Raw genomic sequence first — 18,987 nt, forward strand, 5'->3', positions numbered from 1 at the left:
CTTTGGGATATGGTGTTGCCGTGAAGTGGTGCATTACTTTGCTACCACACCTGTCCACGCATCCTCCAGGGATCTGACGATGTCGCACCCAACCCTCCTGTCCGGCCGTCGCAGCGGAATCTGCGCTGCCGCACTGCTGATCTCCTCCTCCCTGCTGCTGGGCGGTTGCGCCGCAGGGCCCAATTCCGAAGCCAAGGCCGCCGAGACCAAGGAGGAGAAGAAGGTCGACGCGGTTCCGGTCGAGGTGGCCGTGGCCAGCCATCGCGCCGTTGCCGCCAGCTACACCGGCACTGCTGCGCTGGAGCCGCGCGCCGAATCGCAGGTGGTCGCCAAGACCTCCGGCGTGGCGCTGGCGGTGCTGGTCGAAGAAGGCCAGCGGGTCAGCGCCGGCCAGCCACTGGTGCGACTGGATCCAGACCGCGCGCGCTTGGCCGTGGCGCAGAGCGAAGCGCAGATGCGCAAGCTGGAAAACAACTACCAGCGCGCGCAGAAACTGGTTGGCCAGCAGATGGTCAGCGCCGCCGACGTCGACCAGCTGCGCTACGACCTGGAAAACGTCCGCGCGCAGTACCGCCTGGCCACGCTGGAGCTGTCCTACACCACGGTTGTAGCGCCGATCTCCGGCGTGATCGCGTCGCGCTCGATCAAGACCGGCAACTTCGTGCAGATCAATACGCCGATCTTCCGCATCGTCGACAACTCGCGGCTGGAAGCCACCCTCAACGTGCCCGAGCGCGAGCTGGCCACCCTGCGCGCTGGCCAGCCGGTGACGCTGGCCGCCGACGCGCTGCCGGGCCAGAGCTTCACCGGTACGGTCGATCGCATCGCGCCGGTGGTGGATTCAGGCAGTGGTACGTTTCGCGTGGTCAGCGCCTTCGACGGCGCCGCGCACGCGCTGCAGCCCGGCATGTTCGGGCGCATCCGCATCGATTACGACCAGCGTGCCGATGCGCTCGTGGTGCCGCGCCTGGCGCTGCTCGACGACGGTGAACCGGCGGTGTTCCGGGTGCGCGAAGGCAAGGTCGCACGCGTTCCGGTCAAGCTGGGTTACGCCGAGGGCCCGTGGGTGGAGATCCGTGATGGCCTGGCGGCCGGTGATCAGGTGGTCACCGCCGGCAAGGTCGCCCTGCGCGACGGCACCGCGGTACAGGTGATCGCCGATCCGAGGGCAAAGGCGAAGACGGTCGCAACGGCTGCCAAGCCGGCGGACAAGGCCGGGAGCAAGCAATGACCGCCCCGGGCCACGACCACGGTGCCTCGCCGGCGAGCGACGGCGCCGCCGCCGGCATGCGCGGCGGCCTGGTGGAATTCGCCACCCGCCGCCGCGTGACCATCGCCATGTGCACGGTCACCCTGCTGCTGTTCGGCGTGATCGCGCTGGGCAACCTCAAGGTCAACCTGCTGCCGGACCTGAGCTATCCGACGCTGACCGTGCGCACCGAATACACCGGCGCGGCACCGACCGAAATCGAAACCCTGATCACCCAGCCGGTTGAGGAAGCGGTCGGCGTGGTCAAGAACCTGCGCAAGCTGAAATCGGTCTCGCGCACCGGCCAGAGCGATGTGGTGCTGGAGTTCGCCTGGGGCACCAACATGGACCAGGCCAGCCTGGAAGTGCGCGACAAGATGGAAGCGCTGAACCTGCCACTGGAGGCCAAGGCGCCGGTGCTGCTGCGGTTCAATCCGTCCACCGAGCCGATCATGCGCCTGGTGCTGTCCAGCAAGACCACACCGGCCAGCGATGCCGATGCGGTCCGCGAGCTGACCGGCCTGCGCCGCTATGCCGACGAAGACCTGAAGAAGAAGCTGGAGCCGGTCAGCGGCGTGGCGGCGGTCAAGGTCGGTGGTGGCCTGGAAGACGAGATCCAGGTCGACATCGACCAGCAGAAGCTTGCCCAGCTGAACCTGCCCATCGATACCGTCATCAAGCGCCTGAAGGACGAGAACATCAACATCTCCGGCGGCCGCCTGGAGGAGGGTTCGCAGCGCTTCCTGGTGCGTACCGTCAACCAGTTCGCTGATCTGGAAGAGATCCGCAACCTGCTGGTCACCACCCAGGCGTCGAACGGCAGCGCGGCTGACTCGGCGTTGCAGCAGATGTTCAACATCGCCGCGTCGACCGGTTCGGCGGCGGCCATCGCGGCGGCCTCGGCGGCACAGAGTGCCTCGTCCGGTGGTGGTTCCAGCGTGGTCGCCAACGGTGTGCCGGTGCGCCTGAAGGACGTGGCTACCGTGCGCCAGGGCTACAAGGAGCGCGAAGCGGTGATCCGCCTCGGCGGCAAGGAATCGGTGGAACTGGCGATCTACAAGGAAGGCGACGCCAATACCGTGTCCACCGCCGAAGCGCTGCGCAAGCGCCTGGAGCAGATCAAGGGCACGTTCCCGTCCGACGTCGAGATGACCACCATCGAGGACCAGTCGCGCTTCATCGAGCACGCCATCGCCGACGTCAAGAAGGATGCCGTTATCGGTGGCCTGCTGGCGATCCTGATCATCTTCCTGTTCCTGCGCGATGGCTGGAGCACGTTCGTGATCAGCCTGTCGCTGCCGGTCTCGATCATCGCCACGTTCTTCTTCATGGGCCAGCTCGGCCTCAGCTTGAACGTGATGTCGCTGGGCGGCCTGGCGCTGGCCACCGGCCTGGTGGTGGATGACTCGATCGTGGTGCTGGAGAGCATCGCCAAGGCCCGCGAGCGTGGCCTGGGCATCCTGCAGGCGGCCATCGTCGGTACCCGCGAAGTGAGCATGGCGGTGGTCGCCTCCACCCTGACCACCATCGCGGTGTTCCTGCCGCTGGTGTTCGTCGAGGGCATCGCCGGCCAGCTGTTCCGCGACCAGGCATTGACCGTGGCGATCGCCATCGCGATCTCGCTGCTGGTGTCGATGACCCTGATCCCGATGCTGAGCTCGCTGAAGGGACGGCCGCCGCTGGCGTTCCCGGAAGAGGCGCCGAACGCACCGTGGCAGCCGCAGAACCGCTGGCAGAAGCCGGTCGCGCTGGGCCGCCGTGGCGTGGTCGCGACGGCGCGCTGGAGCTTCTACGCACTGGCCTGGCTGGTGGTGCGGGTATGGCGTGGCGTGGTGGCCGTGGTGGGTCCGGTGATGCGCAAGGCCAGCGATCTGGCGATGAAGCCCTATGCCGGTGCCGAGCGTGGCTACCTGCGCCTGCTGCCGAGCGCGCTGGCGCATCCGGGCAAGGTATTGGGCGTAGCCTCGATCATCTTCGTGGCGACCATGGCGCTGGTGCCGATGCTCGGTGCCGACCTGATCCCGCAGCTGGCGCAGGACCGTTTCGAAATGACGGTGAAGCTGCCGGCCGGCACGCCGCTGAAGCAGACTGATGCACTGGTACGCGAGCTGCAGCTGGCACACGGCAAGGGCGAGGGCGTGGCTTCGCTGTACGGTGTCAGCGGCAGCGGCACCCGCCTGGATGCCAGCCCCACCGAGAGCGGCGAGAACATCGGCAAGCTGACCGTGGTGATGGAAGGCGGCGGCAACGCGCGTACCGAAGCGGAGATCACCGAGCGCCTGCGTGACACCATGGGCCAGCATCCGGGTGCACAGGTCGACTTCGCACGGCCGGCGTTGTTCAGCTTCTCCACGCCGCTGGAAATCGAGCTGCGCGGGCAGGACATGGCAACCCTGGAAGTGGCCGGCCAGCGCCTGGCGGCGATGCTGCGCGGCAACGCGCACTACGCCGACGTGAAGTCGACCGTGGAAGAGGGCTTCCCGGAAATCCAGATCCGCTTCGACCAGGAACGCGCCGGTGCGCTCGGCCTGACCACGCGCCAGATCGCCGATGTGGTGGTGAAGAAGGTGCGCGGCGACGTCGCCACCCGCTACAGCTTCCGTGACCGCAAGATCGACGTGCTGGTGCGTGCGCAGGAAGGCGACCGCGCCAGCGTGGAGAGCATCCGCCGGCTGATCGTCAATCCCGGCAGTACCCGCCCGGTGACACTGGACGCGGTGGCCGATGTGGTCGCCACCACTGGCCCCAGCGAGATCCATCGCGCCGACCAGACGCGGGTGGCGGTGGTGTCGGCCAACCTGCGCGACATCGATCTTGGCGCGGCCATGCGCGAAGTGCAGCAGATGGTGTCAGAACAGCCGCTGGGCGCAGGCGTCGGCCTGCACATCGGTGGCCAGGGTGAGGAGCTGGCGCAGGCGGCGAAGTCGCTGATCTTCGCCTTCGGCCTGGCGATCTTCCTGGTCTACCTGGTGATGGCCTCGCAGTTCGAATCGCTGCTGCACCCGTTCGTGATCCTGTTCACCATCCCGCTGGCGCTGGTCGGCGCCATCCTGGCGCTGATGCTGACCGGGAAGCCCATTTCGGTGGTGGTGTTCATCGGCCTGATCCTGCTGGTCGGCCTGGTCACCAAGAACGCGATCATCCTGATCGACAAGGTCAACCAGCTGCGCGAGGCCGGCGTGGCCAAGCACGAGGCGCTGGTGGAAGGTGCCCGCTCACGCCTGCGGCCGATCATCATGACCACGCTGTGCACGCTGTTCGGCTTCCTGCCGCTGGCGGTGGCGATGGGCGAGGGTGCGGAAGTGCGTGCACCGATGGCGATCACCGTGATCGGCGGCCTGCTGGTGTCGACCCTGCTGACCCTGCTGGTCATTCCGGTGGTGTATGACCTGATGGACCGTCGCGGCGATGCGTATTACCGCGAACGTGGCCGCAAGCATGCCGGCGGGATCGAGCCGGGTGCAGCGGGCAGCGCGGCGGGTGCGGAGGAACCGGCATGAGTGTTGCCGAGTTCTCCATCCGCCGTCCGGTCACCACCATCATGTGTTTCGTGTCGCTGGTGGTGATCGGCCTGATCGCCTCGTTCCGGCTGCCGCTGGAAGCATTGCCGGACATCTCGGCACCGTTCCTGTTCGTGCAGATCCCGTACACCGGCTCGACACCGGAGGAAGTGGAGCGGACCATCATCCGCCCGGTGGAGGAATCGCTGGCGACGATGACCGGCATCAAGCGCATGCGCTCGTCGGCCACCTCCGAGGCGGCGCTGATCTACATCGAATTCAGCGACTGGGACCGCGACATTGCGATTGCCGCTTCCGATGCGCGCGAGCGCATCGATGCGATCCGCAGCGACCTGCCCGACGACCTGCAGCGCTACAACGTGTTCAAGTGGTCCAGCAGTGACCAGCCGGTGCTGAAGGTGCGCCTGGCCAGTACCACCGATCTGACCACTGCCTATGACATGCTCGACCGCGAGTTCAAGCGGCGCATCGAGCGCATTCCCGGCGTGGCCCGCGTCGACATCACCGGCGCGCCGCCGAACGAGGTGGAGATCGCCATCGATCCGAACCGGCTCAACGCGCACGGGCTGAGCATCAACGAGCTGAGCGAGCGCCTGCGCACGCTGAATTTCTCGATCTCGGCCGGGCAGATCGACGACAACGGCCAGCGCGTGCGCGTGCAGCCGGTGGGCGAAATCACCGACCTGCAGGAAATGCGCGACCTGGTGATCAACGCCAAGGGCCTGCGCCTGGGTGATATCGCCGAGATACGGCTGAAGCCGGCGCGCATGAGCTATGGACGCCGCCTGGACGGCAACCCGGCGGTCGGCCTGGACATCTTCAAGGAGCGCAGCGCCAATCTGGTGGAGGTTTCGCGCGCGGCGCTGGCCGAGGTCGAGGCAATCCGCGGGGAGGCGTCGATGCGCGACGTGCAGATCAAGGTGATCGACAACCAGGGCAAGGCGGTGACCTCCTCGTTGCTGGAACTGGCCGAGGCCGGCGGCGTCGGCCTGATCCTGTCGGTGACCGTGCTGTTCTTCTTCCTGCGCCACTGGCCATCCACGCTGATGGTGACCCTGGCCATTCCGATCTGCTTCACCATCACCCTGGGGTTCATGTACTTCGTCGGGGTGACGTTGAACATCCTGACCATGATGGGCCTGCTGCTGGCGGTCGGCATGCTGGTCGACAACGCCGTGGTGGTGGTGGAGAGCATCTACCAGGAACGCGAGCGCATGCCCGGGCAGCCACGGCTGGCCTCGATCATCGGCACACGCAACGTGGCCATCGCGCTCAGCGCCGGTACCCTGTGCCATTGCATCGTATTCGTACCGAACCTGTTCGGCGAGACCAACAACATCAGCATCTTCATGGCGCAGATCGCGATCACCATCTCGGTCTCGCTGCTGGCCTCGTGGCTGGTGGCAGTCAGCCTGATCCCGATGCTGTCCGCGCGCATGACCACGCCAAAGCTGGTGCATTCGAAGACCGGCCTGATCGCGCGCCTGCAGCGCCGTTACGCACAGCTGCTGGACTGGTCACTGCGCCACCGCGGCTGGAGCCTGCTTGGCATCCTGCTGGTGGTGCTGGTCAGCCTGGTGCCGATGAAGCTGACCAAGATCGATATGTTCGGCGGCGAAGGCGGCAAGGACATCTTCATCGGCTACATGTGGAAGGGCGCCTATACCTACCGGCAGATGTCCGAGGAAGTGGCACGGGTGGAGAGCTGGATCGACCAGAACCGCGAACGCCTGCACGTGAAGCAGGTGTACTCCTGGTACAGCGAGCAGGAAGGCAGCTCGACCGTGGTCACCCTCGACGAGAAGTACGCCAAGGACATCAAAGCGCTGCAGGAAGAGCTGCGCAAGGGGCTGCCGAAGTCGGCCCGCACCGATTATTTCGTCGGCAACCAAGGGGGCGACGGCGGCGGTGGTGGCAATCAGGGCGTACAGGTGCAGCTGGTCGGCGACTCCAGTTCGATGCTGCAGGAGATCGGCCAGGAAGTGGTGCCGCTGCTGGCCCAGCGTGCCGAGCTGCGCGACGTGCGCATCGACAACGGCGAGAAGGGCGGTGAACTGAAGGTGCGCGTTGATCGCGAGCGCGCTGCGGCGTTCGGCTTCAATGCCGAGCAGGTGGCCAGCTTCGTCGGCCTTGCACTGCGTGGTGCGCCGATGCGCGAGTTCCGTCGTGGTGACAACGAAGTACCGGTATGGGTCCGCTTCGCCGGTGCCGAACAGAGCAGCCCCGAGGATCTGGCCGGCTTCAGCGTACGTACCGGCGATGGCCGCAGCGTGCCGCTGCTGAGCCTGGTCAGTGTCGACGTCGGTTCGTCGGCCACCCAGATCGGCCGTACCAACCGCCAGACCACGTTGACCATCAAGGCCAACCTGGCCGAGAAGGTCACCGCGCCGGACGGCCGCAAGGCCATGGAATCGGTGCTCAAGCCGATGAACTTCCCGGCCGGCTATGGCTTCACCTTCGATGGCGGTGACTACGGCAACGACGACGAAGCGATGCAGCAGATGGTGTTCAACCTGCTCATCGCACTGGTGATGATCTACGTGGTGATGGCCGCGGTATTCGAGTCGCTGTTGTTCCCTGCGGCGATCATGAGTGGCGTGCTGTTCTCGATCTTCGGCGTGTTCTGGCTGTTCTGGATCACTGGCACTTCGTTCGGGATCATGTCCTTCATCGGCATCCTGGTGCTGATGGGCGTGGTGGTGAACAACGGCATCGTGATGATCGAGCACATCAACAACCTGCGGCGCGGCGGCATGGGCCGTACCCAGGCGCTGGTGGAGGGCTCACGCGAGCGTCTGCGCCCGATCATGATGACCATGGGCACGGCGATCCTGGCGATGGTGCCGATCTCGCTGACCAATACGCAGATGTTCGGTAATGGCCCGGAGTACGCGCCGATGGCGCGCGCGATCGCCGGTGGCCTGGCGTTCTCGACGGTGGTCAGCCTGCTGTTCCTGCCGACGATCTATGCGGTGCTGGATGACCTGCGCAGTGCGGTCACGCGACTGATCCAGCGCGCCCGCGGTCTGGAGATGGTAGAGCCGGGCGCTGCCCGGCTGTAATGCACGACAACGTGTTGTGGTGTGGGGGGAGACCGGTCGTAGTGGGGCGGTCTCCCCCCATTTTTTTTCAGGCCTTGCGCAGGAACAGCGTGCGCCGGGTGTATTCATGCCCGAAATCGACATGGCCGAACCGCGCGATCTCACGCCGGCCGCGTCGGTAGTAGCGCCATGGCGCCTTCTCCGGCGGGTGGGTCTGTCCGTAGAAGACATCCATGTGACCGACCGGCATCGACTTCGGGGTCACATGCATCACCACGCTGCGGCGCGTGCCGGACGAAGGATGCGGGGCGCCGCCATGGAACAACTGTGGGTGCCAGACGATGACGTCACCCGCCTGCACGTGCACCGCTTGCGGTTGCAGGCCAGCATCTTCGCATTGGCGGGCCACCGCATCCTGGTAGGCAGTCCAGCCCTCCGGCGACATGGCGCCGACCGGGCTGTCGCCGAAGACCGTGCGTCGCAGCGCCTGCACATCAATGGGCGGCAGCAGGTGGCTGCCCGGGACCACCCGTAGTGGGCCGTTACTGTCATCAACTGCCTCCAGTGCCGTCCACACCCCCATGTAGCGCTCGCCCGGGGAGGTGCAGAACAGCGGCGTATCGCGGTGCAATGACTGTTCGGATCCGCGCTCGTAGTAGAGGCTGGTGTAGAGCGTAGTGGGTTCACCGAGGAAGCGGTCGCAGACGTCGATGGCCGGGTTGTCGGTGAGCAGGCGTGTCATCGCATCCACTGCCAGGTGCAGGTTGACGACCCGGTACATGCGATTGTGATCGTCCAGGTTGCGCGTTACCGCTTTTGGGTTGCGCTGCTTGAAGCGCGCGATGCGCTCATTGATGCCCTGGACCAGCGCCGGCGCGATGGCCTGGCGAACTACTACGTAACCATCGCGCATCAGCGCGTCATATGCATCCATCGCTGTGTTCCTCCTTAAACGCCGAGTATAGCCACGTGGGGCGGGACCATCAGCCCGCCACCTTGCCCCAGACCTTGAACGTGGTCAGCCACAGGCCCAGCATGCTGCCCAGGTTGGTCAGCATGAAGGTCAGCACCACGCGGGTGACGCGGTTGCGGTACCAGCCCTTCAGGCTCTGCGCATCGTCGCGCAGCTTCAGGAAGTCCTCGTACGCCGGCTTGCGCAGGCGTGCTTCCACCAGCGCCGAGAACGCGCCGGTTGGAATGCTCAAGCGGAACGGCTTGAACGGTGCCACCGCGATCGCGGTCAGGATGCTCAGCGGATGGCCACCGGCCAGCAGGCAGCCCAGGCCGGCCAGACCGCCGGTGTACATCGCCCAGGTCGCCAGCAGCTCGGTGCCCACGCCCAGCCCGCCGCGGTAGAAGCCCACGCCGATGCCGGTCGCTACGATGGCCAGGATGCCCAGCGTGAACCACGGGATGTTGCGCTTCTTCGGCACCGATTCCAGCTCGGCGCGCAGCGGTGCCGGCGCCTCGGTGTCGGTTTCCAGATAGCGTGCCAGCCCGGCCAGGTGGCCGGCACCGACCACCGCCAGCACTTCGCGCTGCTGCGGGTCGTGCGCTTCGCGCAGGCGCGTGGCCATGTAGCGGTCGCGCTCGCCGATGATGGTCTCGTACAGCGCCGGGCTCTCGCTGGCGAACTCGCCGAAGCTCGACTCCAGCATGTCGCCCTGCTTGAGCTTCTCGATCTCGTTCTCGCCCACTTCCTCCGACGAGAACAGGCCGGCGCCAAGCCCGGCAACCAGCTTCAGCTTGCCGAAGAAGCCCAGCCGCTGCGATGCACGGCGGAAGGTCAGGCCGACTTCACGGTCGATCAGGTGCACAGGCAGATCGCGCTCGCGGGCCAGTTCCACCGCGCGCTTGAGTTCGGCACCCGGCTCGATGTCGAGCTGCTCGGCCAGGCGCCGCTGGTAGGCGGACAACGCCAGGTTGGCGGCGAACAGGGCGACGCGGCCCTTGCGGATCACCTCGACCAGGTCGAGCTTGGCCAGGGTGTCCGGGTCGCTCAGGGCCTGCAGGCGCTGCGGATCGAGCTCGACGGCCACCGCGTCGAAGCGACCACTGTCGATCGCTTTTTCCACTGCTTCGACGCTGGCGCGAGAGACGTGCGCGGTGCCGAGCAGGGTGTAGCGCACGCCGTCGCGTTCAACGACGCGTACCGGCTGGCCGGCGAACAGGTCATCGCCGGTGTCAGGAAGGGTTTCAGTCATGGATTCATTCATTGGAAGGTGCGGTGTCGGCGCCATCGCCGAGCGCGCGCTGCATCTGCACGGTATCCAGCCAGCGGCCATGCTTGCGGCCAAGGCCACGGAACACGCCCACCAGCTCGAAGCCGAAGCGTTCGTGCAGCTTGATGGAGGCGGCATTGGTCGGTTCACCGATCACCGCCACCATCTGCCGGTAGCCGCGCGCCACGCAGGCGTCGATGAGGGCCTGGAGCAGGCCGGCGCCCACGCCCTGGCCCTGGAAGCGGGCATCGACGTAGACCGAGTTTTCCACGGTCCACTGGTAGGCGATGCGGGTGCGGTAGGTGTTGGCGTAGGCATAGCCGGCCACCTGGCCGTCGATCTCGGCGACCAGGTAGGGGAAGCCACGGTCGATGATGTCGCGCATGCGGCGCAGCATCTCCGGCGCGTCGGGGATGTCGTACTCGTAGGTGTTGACGAAGTCGGTCACTTCCACCGCATAGATCGCGGTGATCGCGTCGATGTCGGCCGGGCCGGCATCACGGATGAGGACGGCCATGCGCGGGCTCCGGCTCAGTCGATGTAGCGCTTGAGCAGGTCGCCGTACGCATCGATGCGGCGATCACGCAGGAACGGCCAGATGCGGCGCACGTGCTCGCTGCGCTGCAGGTCGACGTCGCACACCAGCACGGTGGCATCGGTGCCGGCCTCGGCCAGGAACTCGCCCTGCGGGCCGAGCACGTGGCTGTTGCCCCAGAACTGGATGCCCGACGCGCCCAGCGGCGAAGCCTCGTGGCCGACGCGGTTGCAGCTCAGCACCGGCAGGCCGTTGGCCACGGCGTGGCCGCGGTGGCTCAGCACCCAGGCGTCGCGCTGGCGGGTCTTCTCGTCCTGCACATCGTCCGGGTCCCAGCCGATCGCGGTCGGGTACAGCAGCAGCTCGGCACCGGCCAGCGCCATCAGGCGCGCCGCTTCCGGGTACCACTGGTCCCAGCACACCAGCACGCCGAGGCGGCCCACCGAGGTATCGATCGGCTTGAAGCCGATGTCGCCCGGGGTGAAGTAGAACTTCTCGTAGAAGCCCGGGTCGTCCGGGATATGCATCTTGCGGTACTTGCCCAGCAGCGTGCCGTCTTTTTCGAAGACCACGGCGGTGTTGTGGTACAGGCCGGCAGCTCGGCGCTCGAACAGCGAGCCGACCAGTACCACGCCATGTTTCTTCGCCAGCGCGCCCAGGCGCTCAGTGCTCGGGCCCGGAATCGGCTCGGCCAGGTCGAACTCGTCCACCGACTCGTGCTGGCAGAAGTACGGACCGTTATGCAGTTCCTGCAGCAGCACCAGCTTGGCACCCTGCGCAGCCGCCTCGGCCACGCGTGCTTCGATCACCGCCAGGTTGGCGGCGGCATCACCGTGGTTGCGCTCCTGGATCAGGGCGACGGTAAGGGGGCTGCGCGAGTTCATGCGGGGCGTTCCTGCGGGGGAAAACCTGCATGTTAGCGCGGATGGACGGCGACGGCGTGTCGCGCGCTGAATGGGTGCTGGTAGTGCCGGCCGCTGGCCGGCAATCCCGTGGATCCATCAGGCATTGCATGGTTGCCGGCCAGCGGCCGGCACTACCGTCATGCCTTCAACAGGCCTTCCGGCAGCTGCATGGTGATGCAGTGCAGGCTGCCGTTCTGCCAGATCAGCGAGCGGCACGGCACCTGAACGACCTCGCGGCCCGGGTACGCCTGCGCCAGCACGTCGCGGGCCAGGTCATCGGCCGGATCGCCGTAGGCCGGCATCAGCACGGCACCGTTGACGATCAGGTAATTGGCGTACGACGCAGCCAGGCGGCGGCCTTCGTCGATCACCGGCTGTGCCCACGGCAGCGGGAACAGGCGGTACGGCTGGCCGTCCTTGGTGCGCAGCGCCGCCAGCTCATTGCCCATCGCCTGCAGTTCGGCGTAGTGCGAATCGCTTTGGTCGTCGCAGGCCTGGTAGACGATGCTGTCGGCCGAGGCGAAGCGGGCGAGGGTGTCGATGTGGGCGTCGGTGTCGTCGCCTTCCAGGTAGCCGTGGTCCAGCCACAGCACGCGATCCTGCTGCAGCCAGTCGGCCAGGTCGGCAGTCAGGCTTGCCCGGTCGCGGTCCGGGTGGCGCTCGTGCAGGCACTTCCAGGTGGTCAGCAGGGTGCCTTCACCGTCGGTCTCGATGCCGCCGCCTTCCAGCGCGAACGGGATGCTGCGCACCGGTGCGTCGTTGAACACGCCGGCCTGGTCGAGCACGCCCACCAGCTGGTCATCCAGGGTCGCGTCGAACTTGCCGCCCCAGCCGGTGAAGCGGAAGTCCAGCAGCTGGAAGCCGCCATCGGCGCGGCGCAGGGTGATCGGGCCGGAGTCGCGCAGCCAGGTATCGTCGTAGGCCGCCGTGGTGAAGTGGACCTTGTCCATGTCGATGCGGTTGGAGCGCAGCCGCATCTCGGCATAGGTCTCCACATCGTCATCGGCCACGCAGATCAGCACCGGCTGGAAGCGGGTGATCGCCGCGACCAGCGCGATGTAGGTCTCTTCCACCTGGCCCAGGCGGTCGGCCCAGTCGGTGTCGGCGGTGGGCCAGGCAATCAGGATGCCGCTCTGGGCTTCCCATTCGGCAGGAAAACGAAGGGTCTGGTTCATGGTCTCGCTACACAGGCCCGCGCACGGCGGGTAGAGGGATCATCGGATCGGCGGTTTCGGGCCGATTTCGTTCGGGTCCGCCTGGTTGGCCACCACGTTGATCACCTTCTGCTTCTCGAAGTAGACGGTGAACTGCGGGTACACCCAGCGGTTGATGGTCGGCCACTGCCGTTTCTGCCCGCCACGCGGCTGCAGCTGCTCGCTTGGTGCACCGAACTGCGCCTGCACCTGCTGCATGCTCTGGCCGCGCGCGGGCAGGGCACCAGCTGGTTTTTCGCGGGCGCGGTCGACAAGCAGGGTATCGGCCAGCACCGGTGTGGCAGCGGCCAGGGTGGCCAGCATGGCCAGGGCGGACAGGTAACGCTTCATCTCGAACTACTCCCCAGTGGTCAAGAACGGCGATTACAGCAAAAACGGCAGGAAAAAGCCGCATAAACAAAAAACCGCCCGAAGGCGGCTTTTTGCATCGGGTCGGCCCCGCGTAGGGCCAGCCGCAGCCGCGAGGGCTGTGAGGCTTAGCGCTGACGCGCCTTGAAACGCGGGTTCGACTTGCAGATGACGAAGATCTTGCCACGGCGACGCACGACCTTGCAGTCACGGTGACGGGCCTTCGCCGACTTCAGGGAGGACAGGACTTTCATGGCATACCTCGGCGTAAACAGTAGTTGTTCGGGTGGAGCGTGGCCGCGATATGCGAAAGACAATCGGCAGTTGACGCTCGTTCAAGCCCGCCATTCTACCGGGCTTTTCCTCGTGGTTTCAAGTGGTTGCACAAAAGATCCTGCTGGGGGCGTCTGGCAGGGGCTAGAATGGCCTCTTCACACGCTCTGGGACCCCCATGAATCCACTCGCTCCCGTCCTGACCATCGACGGCCCATCCGGGGCCGGCAAGGGTACCATCAGCCGCATCGTGGCGCGCCGGATGGGCTGGCATTACCTGGATTCGGGCGCGCTGTACCGGGCGGTGGGCGTGGCTGCCAGCTGGGCCGACATCGATACCTCGGATGCCTCGGCGCTGGTCCGCTGCACCTTCGACACCCACGTCCAGTTTGTCGAGCAGGGCGAGGCCATGCGGGTCCTGGTCAACGGCACCGATGCCACCGACGAGCTGCGCCTGGAGACCACGGGGGCGCTGGCCTCGGCCATTGCCGCCATTCCTGAGGTCCGTGCCGCCCTGAAGGAGCGCCAGCGCGCATTCAGGGAACTGCCGGGCCTGGTCGCCGATGGCCGTGACATGGGCACGGTGATCTTCCCGGACGCGTCCTACAAGGTCTTTCTGACCGCCAGTGCCGAGGAGCGCGCCGAGCGCCGGCATAAGCAGTTGAAAGACAAGGGGGTTTCTGTTAGCTTTGATGACCTCCTGCGCGAGATCATGGCCCGCGACGCCCGTGATGCTCAGCGTACCGTGGCGCCCCTGAAGCCGGCAGACGATGCTGTCCTCATCGACACCACAGGCATCGGCATCGATGATGTCGTTGCCCGAGTGATGGATCTGCTTCCGGTTCCGGCTGCCTGATCCGTTCGCGCGGGAGTACTGCCAGCAACACCGGTGGTGGTCGCGCAAAGCAGTGCTGTACCAGCTCCGTCGCGCAATGATGCGTGGCGGTTTTCCTACTACACACGACCTGCGTTTCCGGGGTCGACCAACAGGCGGGCGGTCGCCATTCCCCTGAAGGGGACGCCACCGACCCATGTGTCCAACAGAGTAAATCTAATGACCGAATCATTTGCCGAACTGTTTGAAGCCAGCCAGGCCAACCTGGCCAAGCTGAAGCCGGGCGCCATCGTCAGCGGTACCGTTGTTGAAGTCCGCGGCGACGTCGTGGTGATCAACGCTGGCCTGAAGTCCGAAGGCATCGTGCCGATCGAACAGTTCCGTAACGACGCTGGCGAAATCGACGTCGCCGAAGGCGACATCGTCAAGGTCGCCCTCGACTCGATCGAGAACGGCTTCGGCGAAACCGTCCTGTCGCGCGAGAAGGCCAAGCGCGCGATGGTGTGGGACGAGCTGGAAGAAGCGTTGGAAAAGAACGAAACCATCACCGGCCGCATCAGCGGCAAGGTCAAGGGTGGTTTCACCGTGGACATCAAGGATGTCCGCGCCTTCCTGCCGGGTTCCCTGGTCGATGTGCGCCCGGTGCGCGATCCGGCCTACCTGGAAGGCAAGGAGCTCGAGTTCAAGCTCATCAAGCTGGACCGCAAGCGTAACAACGTCGTGGTTTCGCGCCGCGCTGTCGTCGAAAGCGAGCACTCGGAAGAGCGCGAGCAGCTGATGGACAAGCTGCAGGAAGGCGCGATCCTGAAGGGTGTCGTCAAGAACCTGACCGACTACGGCGCGTTCGTGGACCTGGGCGGTATCGACGGCCTGCTGCACATCACCGACATGGCATGGAAGCGCGTGCGCCATCCGTCCGAAGTCGTCAACGTCGGCGACGAGCTGGACGTGCGCGTGCTGAAGTTCGACCGCGAGCGCAACCGCGTTTCGCTGGGCCTGAAGCAGCTGGGCGAAGATCCGTGGGATAACATCGCCCGTCGTTACCCGGCCAACAGCCGCGTGTTCGGCAAGGTCTCCAACGTCACCGATTACGGCGCGTTCGTCGAGATCGAGCCGGGCGTCGAGGGCCTGGTGCACGTTTCCGAAATGGATTGGACCAACAAGAACGTCAACCCGTCCAAGGTCGTGCAGGTCGGTGACGAAGTTGAAGTCATGGTCCTGGACGTGGACGAGGAGCGTCGCCGCATCTCGCTGGGCATGAAGCAGGTTGCCGCCAATCCGTGGGAAACCTTCGCTGCCACCCACAAGAAGGGTGACAAGGTGTCGGGCCAGATCAAGTCGATCACCGACTTCGGCATCTTCATCGGCCTGGACGGCGGCATCGACGGCCTGGTTCACCTGTCCGACATCAGCTGGGCGACCACTGGCGAAGACATCGTTCGCAACTTCAAGAAGGGCGACACCCTGGACGCGGTTGTCCTGGCTGTCGATCCGGAGCGTGAGCGCATCTCGCTGGGCGTCAAGCAGCTGGAGCAGGATCCGTTCGGCCAGTACATGGCTGCCAATCCGAAGGGCTCCAAGGTTGAGGGCGTGGTGAAGGAAGTCGACGCCAAGGGCGCGATCATCGAGCTGGCTGACGGCATCGAAGGTTACGTCTCGGCCCGCGACATCGCCAACGAGCGCGTTGACGACGCCACCCAGCACCTGAAGGTCGGCGACAAGGTCGAAGCCAAGTTCGTGGGCATGGACCGCAAGGGCCGCACCCTGCAGCTGTCGATCAAGGCCAAGGACGACGCGGAAATGCGCGAAGTGCTGGAGGAATACCAGTCCTCTTCGGCTGCCAGCGGCACCACCCAGCTGGGCGCGCTGCTGCGTGCGCAGCTGAGCGGCAACAAGTCCGAGTAATCGGCCTTACGCTGTTCGTTGTTTCCTGGACGGCCCGGGCACTGCCCGGGCCGTTTCAGGCTGAGATGCCCCTGATGTGAGCCGGTAATGACCAAATCCGAACTGATCGAAATCCTTGCGCGCCGGCAGGCGCACCTGAAGGCCGATGATGTCGATCTGGCGGTCAAGTCATTGCTGGAAATGATGGGCGGTTCCCTCTCTGCCGGGGATCGCATCGAAATCCGTGGCTTTGGCAGCTTCTCGCTGCACTACCGTCCGCCGCGCCTGGGCCGCAACCCGAAGACCGGTGAATCGGTGGCCCTTCCGGGCAAGCACGTCCCCCATTTCAAGCCGGGCAAGGAACTGCGCGAGCGGGTCAGCAGTGTGCTGCCGCTGGACGCCGATCCGGCCTGAGCCCGCCCCGCCGTCGCGCCACCGCGTGCGAATCGAGCCGCGAGTCGGATAAGCTACGGTCTCCTGCCACTGGAGCTGTCGCATGAAGGTTTTTCGTCTGCTGGTCCTGCTGGCGGTGCTGATCCTTGGGCTGATCATTGGTGCGGTCAACATGACCGCGATGTCGATCAACCTGTTGTTCACCCAATTGAATACGTCCGTCGGCGTGGCGCTGATTGCCGCGCTGCTGATCGGCGTGATCGTCGGCGCCGGCCTGGTGCTGGTGAGCGTGGTCATTCCGCTCTACAGCCAGCTGCGCCGCGCCAACAAGTCCGTTGCCGCCACGTCGGCGCCGGTGGTTCCCCCGCAATCTTTTGATGGACGCTGACCGAAGATGGATTTCGTCACCGAGTGGCTGTGGTTTTTCCTGTTCGTTCCGCTGGCCGCATTGGCCGGATGGGTGATCGGCCGGCGTGGCGGGCAACGCCACGGTGACAACCAGGTCAGCCGCCTGTCCAGCACCTATTTCCGCGGCCTGAACTACCTGCTCAACGAACAGCCGGACAAGGCCATCGAGCTGTTCCTGCACATCGCCGAGCTGGACAAGGAAACCTTCGAGACCCAGGTCGCGCTGGGCCATCTGTTCCGCCGCCGCGGTGAAGTCGATCGCGCCATCCGCCTGCACCAGGGCCTGGTCAACCGCCACGACCTGAGCGACGCGCAGCGCGTGCAGGCGCTGCTGGCACTGGGCGAGGACTACATGAAGTCCGGCCTGCTGGACCGTGCAGAGACCGTGTTCACCGAACTGGCGCAGCTGGACCAGCGTGCTCCGCAGGCGCTCAAGCACCTGATCGGCATTTACCAGGCCGAGCGTGACTGGGAAAAGGCGATCGACAACGCCACCCGCTTCGAGGACGTGACCGGCGAGCCGATGGGCAAGCTGATCGGCCAGTTCGAGTGCGAGCTGGCCGAGCGCTTCCGCGGCGCCGGCAAGCTGGAAGAGGCGAGGGCAGCGATTGCCCGCGCCTACCAGGCCGACGCGATGTCGGTGCGTGCCGGCATCATCGAGGGCCGCCTGGAAACGGATGCCGGCAACGCCGAAGCCGCCGTGCGCGCGTTCGAGCGCGCGGCCCGCAACGATCCCGAGTACCTGCCCGAGCTGCTGCCTGCGCTGATGGCCAACTACCGGAAGGTCGGCGACCTCGGCGGTGCGCGTGCGTTCCTCTCGGAAATGACCGAGCACTATCGTGGTATCGCCCCGGTGCTGGCGCTGACCCGCCTGATGGAAGAGCAGGAGGGCGTGGCTCCGGCCCGTGCCTACCTCGGCCGCCAGCTCAAGGATCGTCCTTCGGTACGTGGCGAGTCCGCGCTGATCGACCTGACCCTGGCCGAAGGCGCCGATTCCACGGCGACCCTGCATGACCTCAAGCACATCACCGACCAGTTGCTGGTCCGCAACCCCGCTTACCGCTGCACCCGCTGCGGCTTCGGCGCGCGCACCCACCACTGGCAGTGCCCGAGCTGCAAGGAGTGGGGCACGGTCAAGCCACTGCTGAACTACGCGGTGCTCTGATCCATGCCGTGGTTTGTGATGGGGGCGCTGCTGGGATTGGCCCTGCTGAGTGCGGCGCTGACCTGGGCGGCACGCGGTTACGCGCTGCGCAGGCAGCTGATGGACCAGCCCGGCGAACGCCGCAGCCATAGCGTGGCAACCCCCCGCGGTGGCGGCATCGCCATCGTCATCAGCCTGCTCGTTACGGCGGGCGTGGCGATGTGGGCCTGGCCCGAAGCAACGCCCAGCCTGCTGGTTGCCAGTCTCGGCCTGGTCCTGGTCGCGGGCATCGGCTGGTGGGACGATCACAAGCCGCTTCCGGCCATGCGCCGGCTGCTGGTGCACTTCATCGCCGCCGCGCTGCTGGCTGCGTTGGTCAAGATGCATGGTGGCAGCTGGCTGCTGGCCGTGCTGGTGCTGCTGTTCACTGCTTCGCTGATCAACATCTGGAACTTCATGGATGGGATCAACGGCATTGCCGCCAGCCAGGCCATCGTGGTCGCGCTGGGCCTGGCGCCGGTGCTGCCCTGGCCCTATTCGCTTGCCGCCGTGGCGCTGGGCCTGGCCTGCCTGGGATTCCTGCCGTTCAACTTTCCGCGGGCACGGATCTTCATGGGTGATGTCGGAAGTGGCGCGCTGGGGTATGCCGTGGCGGTGGTTCTGGCGATCGCCAGCGTGCGTACCGACATCAATTGGATCCTGCTGCTGGTCCCGGCCTCGGCGTTCCTTGTGGACGCAGGCTTCACACTGCTGGCGCGCATCATTTCCGGGCAACGCTGGACGGAACCCCATACCCAGCACGTCTACCAGAGGGCGGTCCAGGCAGGAGCCAGCCACGCTCAGGTGACAGGGATGTACTTTGCTTTGGGCCTGTTCAGTATTACAGTGCTTAATGTCTGCTCGAATTTGCAGCCGAGGTGGGAGGCTGTCGTGGCGATCGCGTGGTTCATTGCGCTGAGCGTCCTTTGGCTCCTCCTGCGCAATGGATTGCGTCACCGACAAGGAACTATCTGAC

General features: G+C 65.8%; 17 protein-coding genes. 10 read left to right on the forward strand and 7 right to left on the reverse strand.

Going from position 1 to position 18,987, the window contains the following annotated elements; translation table 11 throughout:
- Positions 1–79 precede the first annotated feature (79 nt).
- The 3 genes from ACZK2G_RS08870 to ACZK2G_RS08880 are packed head-to-tail and all read left to right on the forward strand — an operon-like array spanning position 80 to position 7,832.
- Positions 80–1,231 (forward strand): efflux RND transporter periplasmic adaptor subunit, encoded by a 1,152-nt coding sequence (locus ACZK2G_RS08870; protein WP_046983816.1) that lies wholly within the window; start codon positions 80–82, stop codon positions 1,229–1,231.
- A complete protein-coding gene (locus ACZK2G_RS08875; RefSeq protein ID WP_478475260.1) occupies positions 1,228–4,749 on the forward strand; it encodes an efflux RND transporter permease subunit in 3,522 nt (1,173 codons plus the stop codon). Before ACZK2G_RS08870 ends, ACZK2G_RS08875 begins: the two co-directional genes overlap by 4 nt.
- Complete coding sequence (locus ACZK2G_RS08880; RefSeq protein WP_046983814.1) at positions 4,746–7,832, forward strand: efflux RND transporter permease subunit; 3,087 nt, start codon at positions 4,746–4,748, stop codon at positions 7,830–7,832. Before ACZK2G_RS08875 ends, ACZK2G_RS08880 begins: the two co-directional genes overlap by 4 nt.
- Positions 7,833–7,899: 67 nt before the next feature.
- On the opposite strand, the gene ACZK2G_RS08885 is transcribed toward ACZK2G_RS08880, so the two are convergent.
- From ACZK2G_RS08885 to ACZK2G_RS08910, 6 genes are all read right to left on the reverse strand, one after another.
- Positions 7,900–8,745, reverse strand: coding sequence for a phytanoyl-CoA dioxygenase family protein (locus ACZK2G_RS08885; RefSeq protein ID WP_478475263.1), 846 nt, complete (start codon positions 8,743–8,745; stop codon positions 7,900–7,902).
- Positions 8,746–8,794: 49 nt separating this feature from the next.
- Entirely contained in the window at positions 8,795–10,015 is a 1,221-nt protein-coding gene (locus ACZK2G_RS08890; RefSeq protein WP_136639466.1) for a TraB/GumN family protein, read from the reverse strand.
- A gap of 4 nt (positions 10,016–10,019) precedes the next feature.
- Positions 10,020–10,550, reverse strand: a complete 531-nt coding sequence (locus ACZK2G_RS08895) for a GNAT family N-acetyltransferase (protein WP_046983811.1) — start codon at positions 10,548–10,550, stop codon at positions 10,020–10,022.
- Positions 10,551–10,564: 14 nt separating this feature from the next.
- A complete protein-coding gene (locus tag ACZK2G_RS08900) occupies positions 10,565–11,452 on the reverse strand; it encodes a carbon-nitrogen hydrolase (RefSeq protein ID WP_046983810.1) in 888 nt (295 codons plus the stop codon).
- A 158-nt stretch (positions 11,453–11,610) separates the two neighbouring features.
- Positions 11,611–12,648 carry an agmatine deiminase family protein gene (locus tag ACZK2G_RS08905; RefSeq protein ID WP_295378291.1) on the reverse strand — a complete coding sequence of 346 codons (1,038 nt, stop codon included), beginning with the start codon at positions 12,646–12,648 and terminating at the stop codon, positions 11,611–11,613.
- 39 nt (positions 12,649–12,687) lie between these two features.
- Positions 12,688–12,960 (reverse strand): hypothetical protein, encoded by a 273-nt coding sequence (locus ACZK2G_RS08910; RefSeq protein ID WP_428709117.1) that lies wholly within the window; start codon positions 12,958–12,960, stop codon positions 12,688–12,690.
- Between ACZK2G_RS08910 and ACZK2G_RS08915 the strand changes: the two genes are divergently transcribed.
- Positions 12,855–13,133 (forward strand): hypothetical protein, encoded by a 279-nt coding sequence (locus tag ACZK2G_RS08915; RefSeq protein ID WP_478475572.1) that lies wholly within the window; start codon positions 12,855–12,857, stop codon positions 13,131–13,133. The genes ACZK2G_RS08910 and ACZK2G_RS08915 overlap by 106 nt on opposite strands.
- 30 nt (positions 13,134–13,163) lie before the next feature.
- Here the strand turns inward: ACZK2G_RS08915 and ykgO are convergent, their stop codons facing one another.
- Positions 13,164–13,289, reverse strand: coding sequence for a type B 50S ribosomal protein L36 (gene ykgO / locus ACZK2G_RS08920; RefSeq protein ID WP_005409283.1), 126 nt, complete (start codon positions 13,287–13,289; stop codon positions 13,164–13,166).
- A gap of 197 nt (positions 13,290–13,486) precedes the next feature.
- On the opposite strand from ykgO, the gene cmk reads away from it, so the two are divergent.
- From cmk to ACZK2G_RS08950, 6 genes are all read left to right on the forward strand, one after another.
- Positions 13,487–14,164 carry a (d)CMP kinase gene (gene cmk, locus ACZK2G_RS08925; RefSeq protein ID WP_046983807.1) on the forward strand — a complete coding sequence of 226 codons (678 nt, stop codon included), beginning with the start codon at positions 13,487–13,489 and terminating at the stop codon, positions 14,162–14,164.
- A 198-nt stretch (positions 14,165–14,362) separates the two neighbouring features.
- Positions 14,363–16,048, forward strand: coding sequence for a 30S ribosomal protein S1 (gene rpsA / locus ACZK2G_RS08930; RefSeq protein WP_012510790.1), 1,686 nt, complete (start codon positions 14,363–14,365; stop codon positions 16,046–16,048).
- A gap of 87 nt (positions 16,049–16,135) precedes the next feature.
- Positions 16,136–16,441 carry an integration host factor subunit beta gene (locus tag ACZK2G_RS08935; RefSeq protein ID WP_005409286.1) on the forward strand — a complete coding sequence of 102 codons (306 nt, stop codon included), beginning with the start codon at positions 16,136–16,138 and terminating at the stop codon, positions 16,439–16,441.
- Positions 16,442–16,523: 82 nt separating this feature from the next.
- Positions 16,524–16,808: a LapA family protein gene (locus tag ACZK2G_RS08940; protein WP_046983806.1), complete on the forward strand. Its 285-nt coding sequence runs from the start codon at positions 16,524–16,526 to the stop codon at positions 16,806–16,808.
- A gap of 6 nt (positions 16,809–16,814) precedes the next feature.
- Positions 16,815–17,993, forward strand: coding sequence for a lipopolysaccharide assembly protein LapB (gene lapB, locus ACZK2G_RS08945; protein ID WP_012510791.1), 1,179 nt, complete (start codon positions 16,815–16,817; stop codon positions 17,991–17,993).
- Positions 17,994–17,996: 3 nt separating this feature from the next.
- Positions 17,997–18,986, forward strand: a complete 990-nt coding sequence (locus tag ACZK2G_RS08950; protein WP_046983805.1) for an MraY family glycosyltransferase — start codon at positions 17,997–17,999, stop codon at positions 18,984–18,986.
- Position 18,987: the final 1 nt, after the last annotated feature.

It is taken from the genome of Stenotrophomonas sp. 107298_Sma, assembly GCF_056480345.1.

Bases quoted from the DNA above. Each gene is read 5' to 3' on its own strand.
- ACZK2G_RS08870 (WP_046983816.1), top strand. From the start codon at position 80: ATGTCGCACCCAACCCTCCTGTCCGGCCGTCGCAGCGGAATCTGCGCT.
- ACZK2G_RS08875 (WP_478475260.1), top strand. From the start codon at position 1,228: ATGACCGCCCCGGGCCACGACCACGGTGCCTCGCCGGCGAGCGACGGC.
- ACZK2G_RS08880 (WP_046983814.1), top strand. From the start codon at position 4,746: ATGAGTGTTGCCGAGTTCTCCATCCGCCGTCCGGTCACCACCATCATG.
- ACZK2G_RS08885 (WP_478475263.1), bottom strand. From the start codon at position 8,745: ATGGATGCATATGACGCGCTGATGCGCGATGGTTACGTAGTAGTTCGC.
- ACZK2G_RS08890 (WP_136639466.1), bottom strand. From the start codon at position 10,015: ATGACTGAAACCCTTCCTGACACCGGCGATGACCTGTTCGCCGGCCAG.
- ACZK2G_RS08895 (WP_046983811.1), bottom strand. From the start codon at position 10,550: ATGGCCGTCCTCATCCGTGATGCCGGCCCGGCCGACATCGACGCGATC.
- ACZK2G_RS08900 (WP_046983810.1), bottom strand. From the start codon at position 11,452: ATGAACTCGCGCAGCCCCCTTACCGTCGCCCTGATCCAGGAGCGCAAC.
- ACZK2G_RS08905 (WP_295378291.1), bottom strand. From the start codon at position 12,648: ATGAACCAGACCCTTCGTTTTCCTGCCGAATGGGAAGCCCAGAGCGGC.
- ykgO (WP_005409283.1), bottom strand. From the start codon at position 13,289: ATGAAAGTCCTGTCCTCCCTGAAGTCGGCGAAGGCCCGTCACCGTGAC.
- cmk (WP_046983807.1), top strand. From the start codon at position 13,487: ATGAATCCACTCGCTCCCGTCCTGACCATCGACGGCCCATCCGGGGCC.
- rpsA (WP_012510790.1), top strand. From the start codon at position 14,363: ATGACCGAATCATTTGCCGAACTGTTTGAAGCCAGCCAGGCCAACCTG.
- ACZK2G_RS08935 (WP_005409286.1), top strand. From the start codon at position 16,136: ATGACCAAATCCGAACTGATCGAAATCCTTGCGCGCCGGCAGGCGCAC.
- ACZK2G_RS08940 (WP_046983806.1), top strand. From the start codon at position 16,524: ATGAAGGTTTTTCGTCTGCTGGTCCTGCTGGCGGTGCTGATCCTTGGG.
- lapB (WP_012510791.1), top strand. From the start codon at position 16,815: ATGGATTTCGTCACCGAGTGGCTGTGGTTTTTCCTGTTCGTTCCGCTG.
- ACZK2G_RS08950 (WP_046983805.1), top strand. From the start codon at position 17,997: ATGCCGTGGTTTGTGATGGGGGCGCTGCTGGGATTGGCCCTGCTGAGT.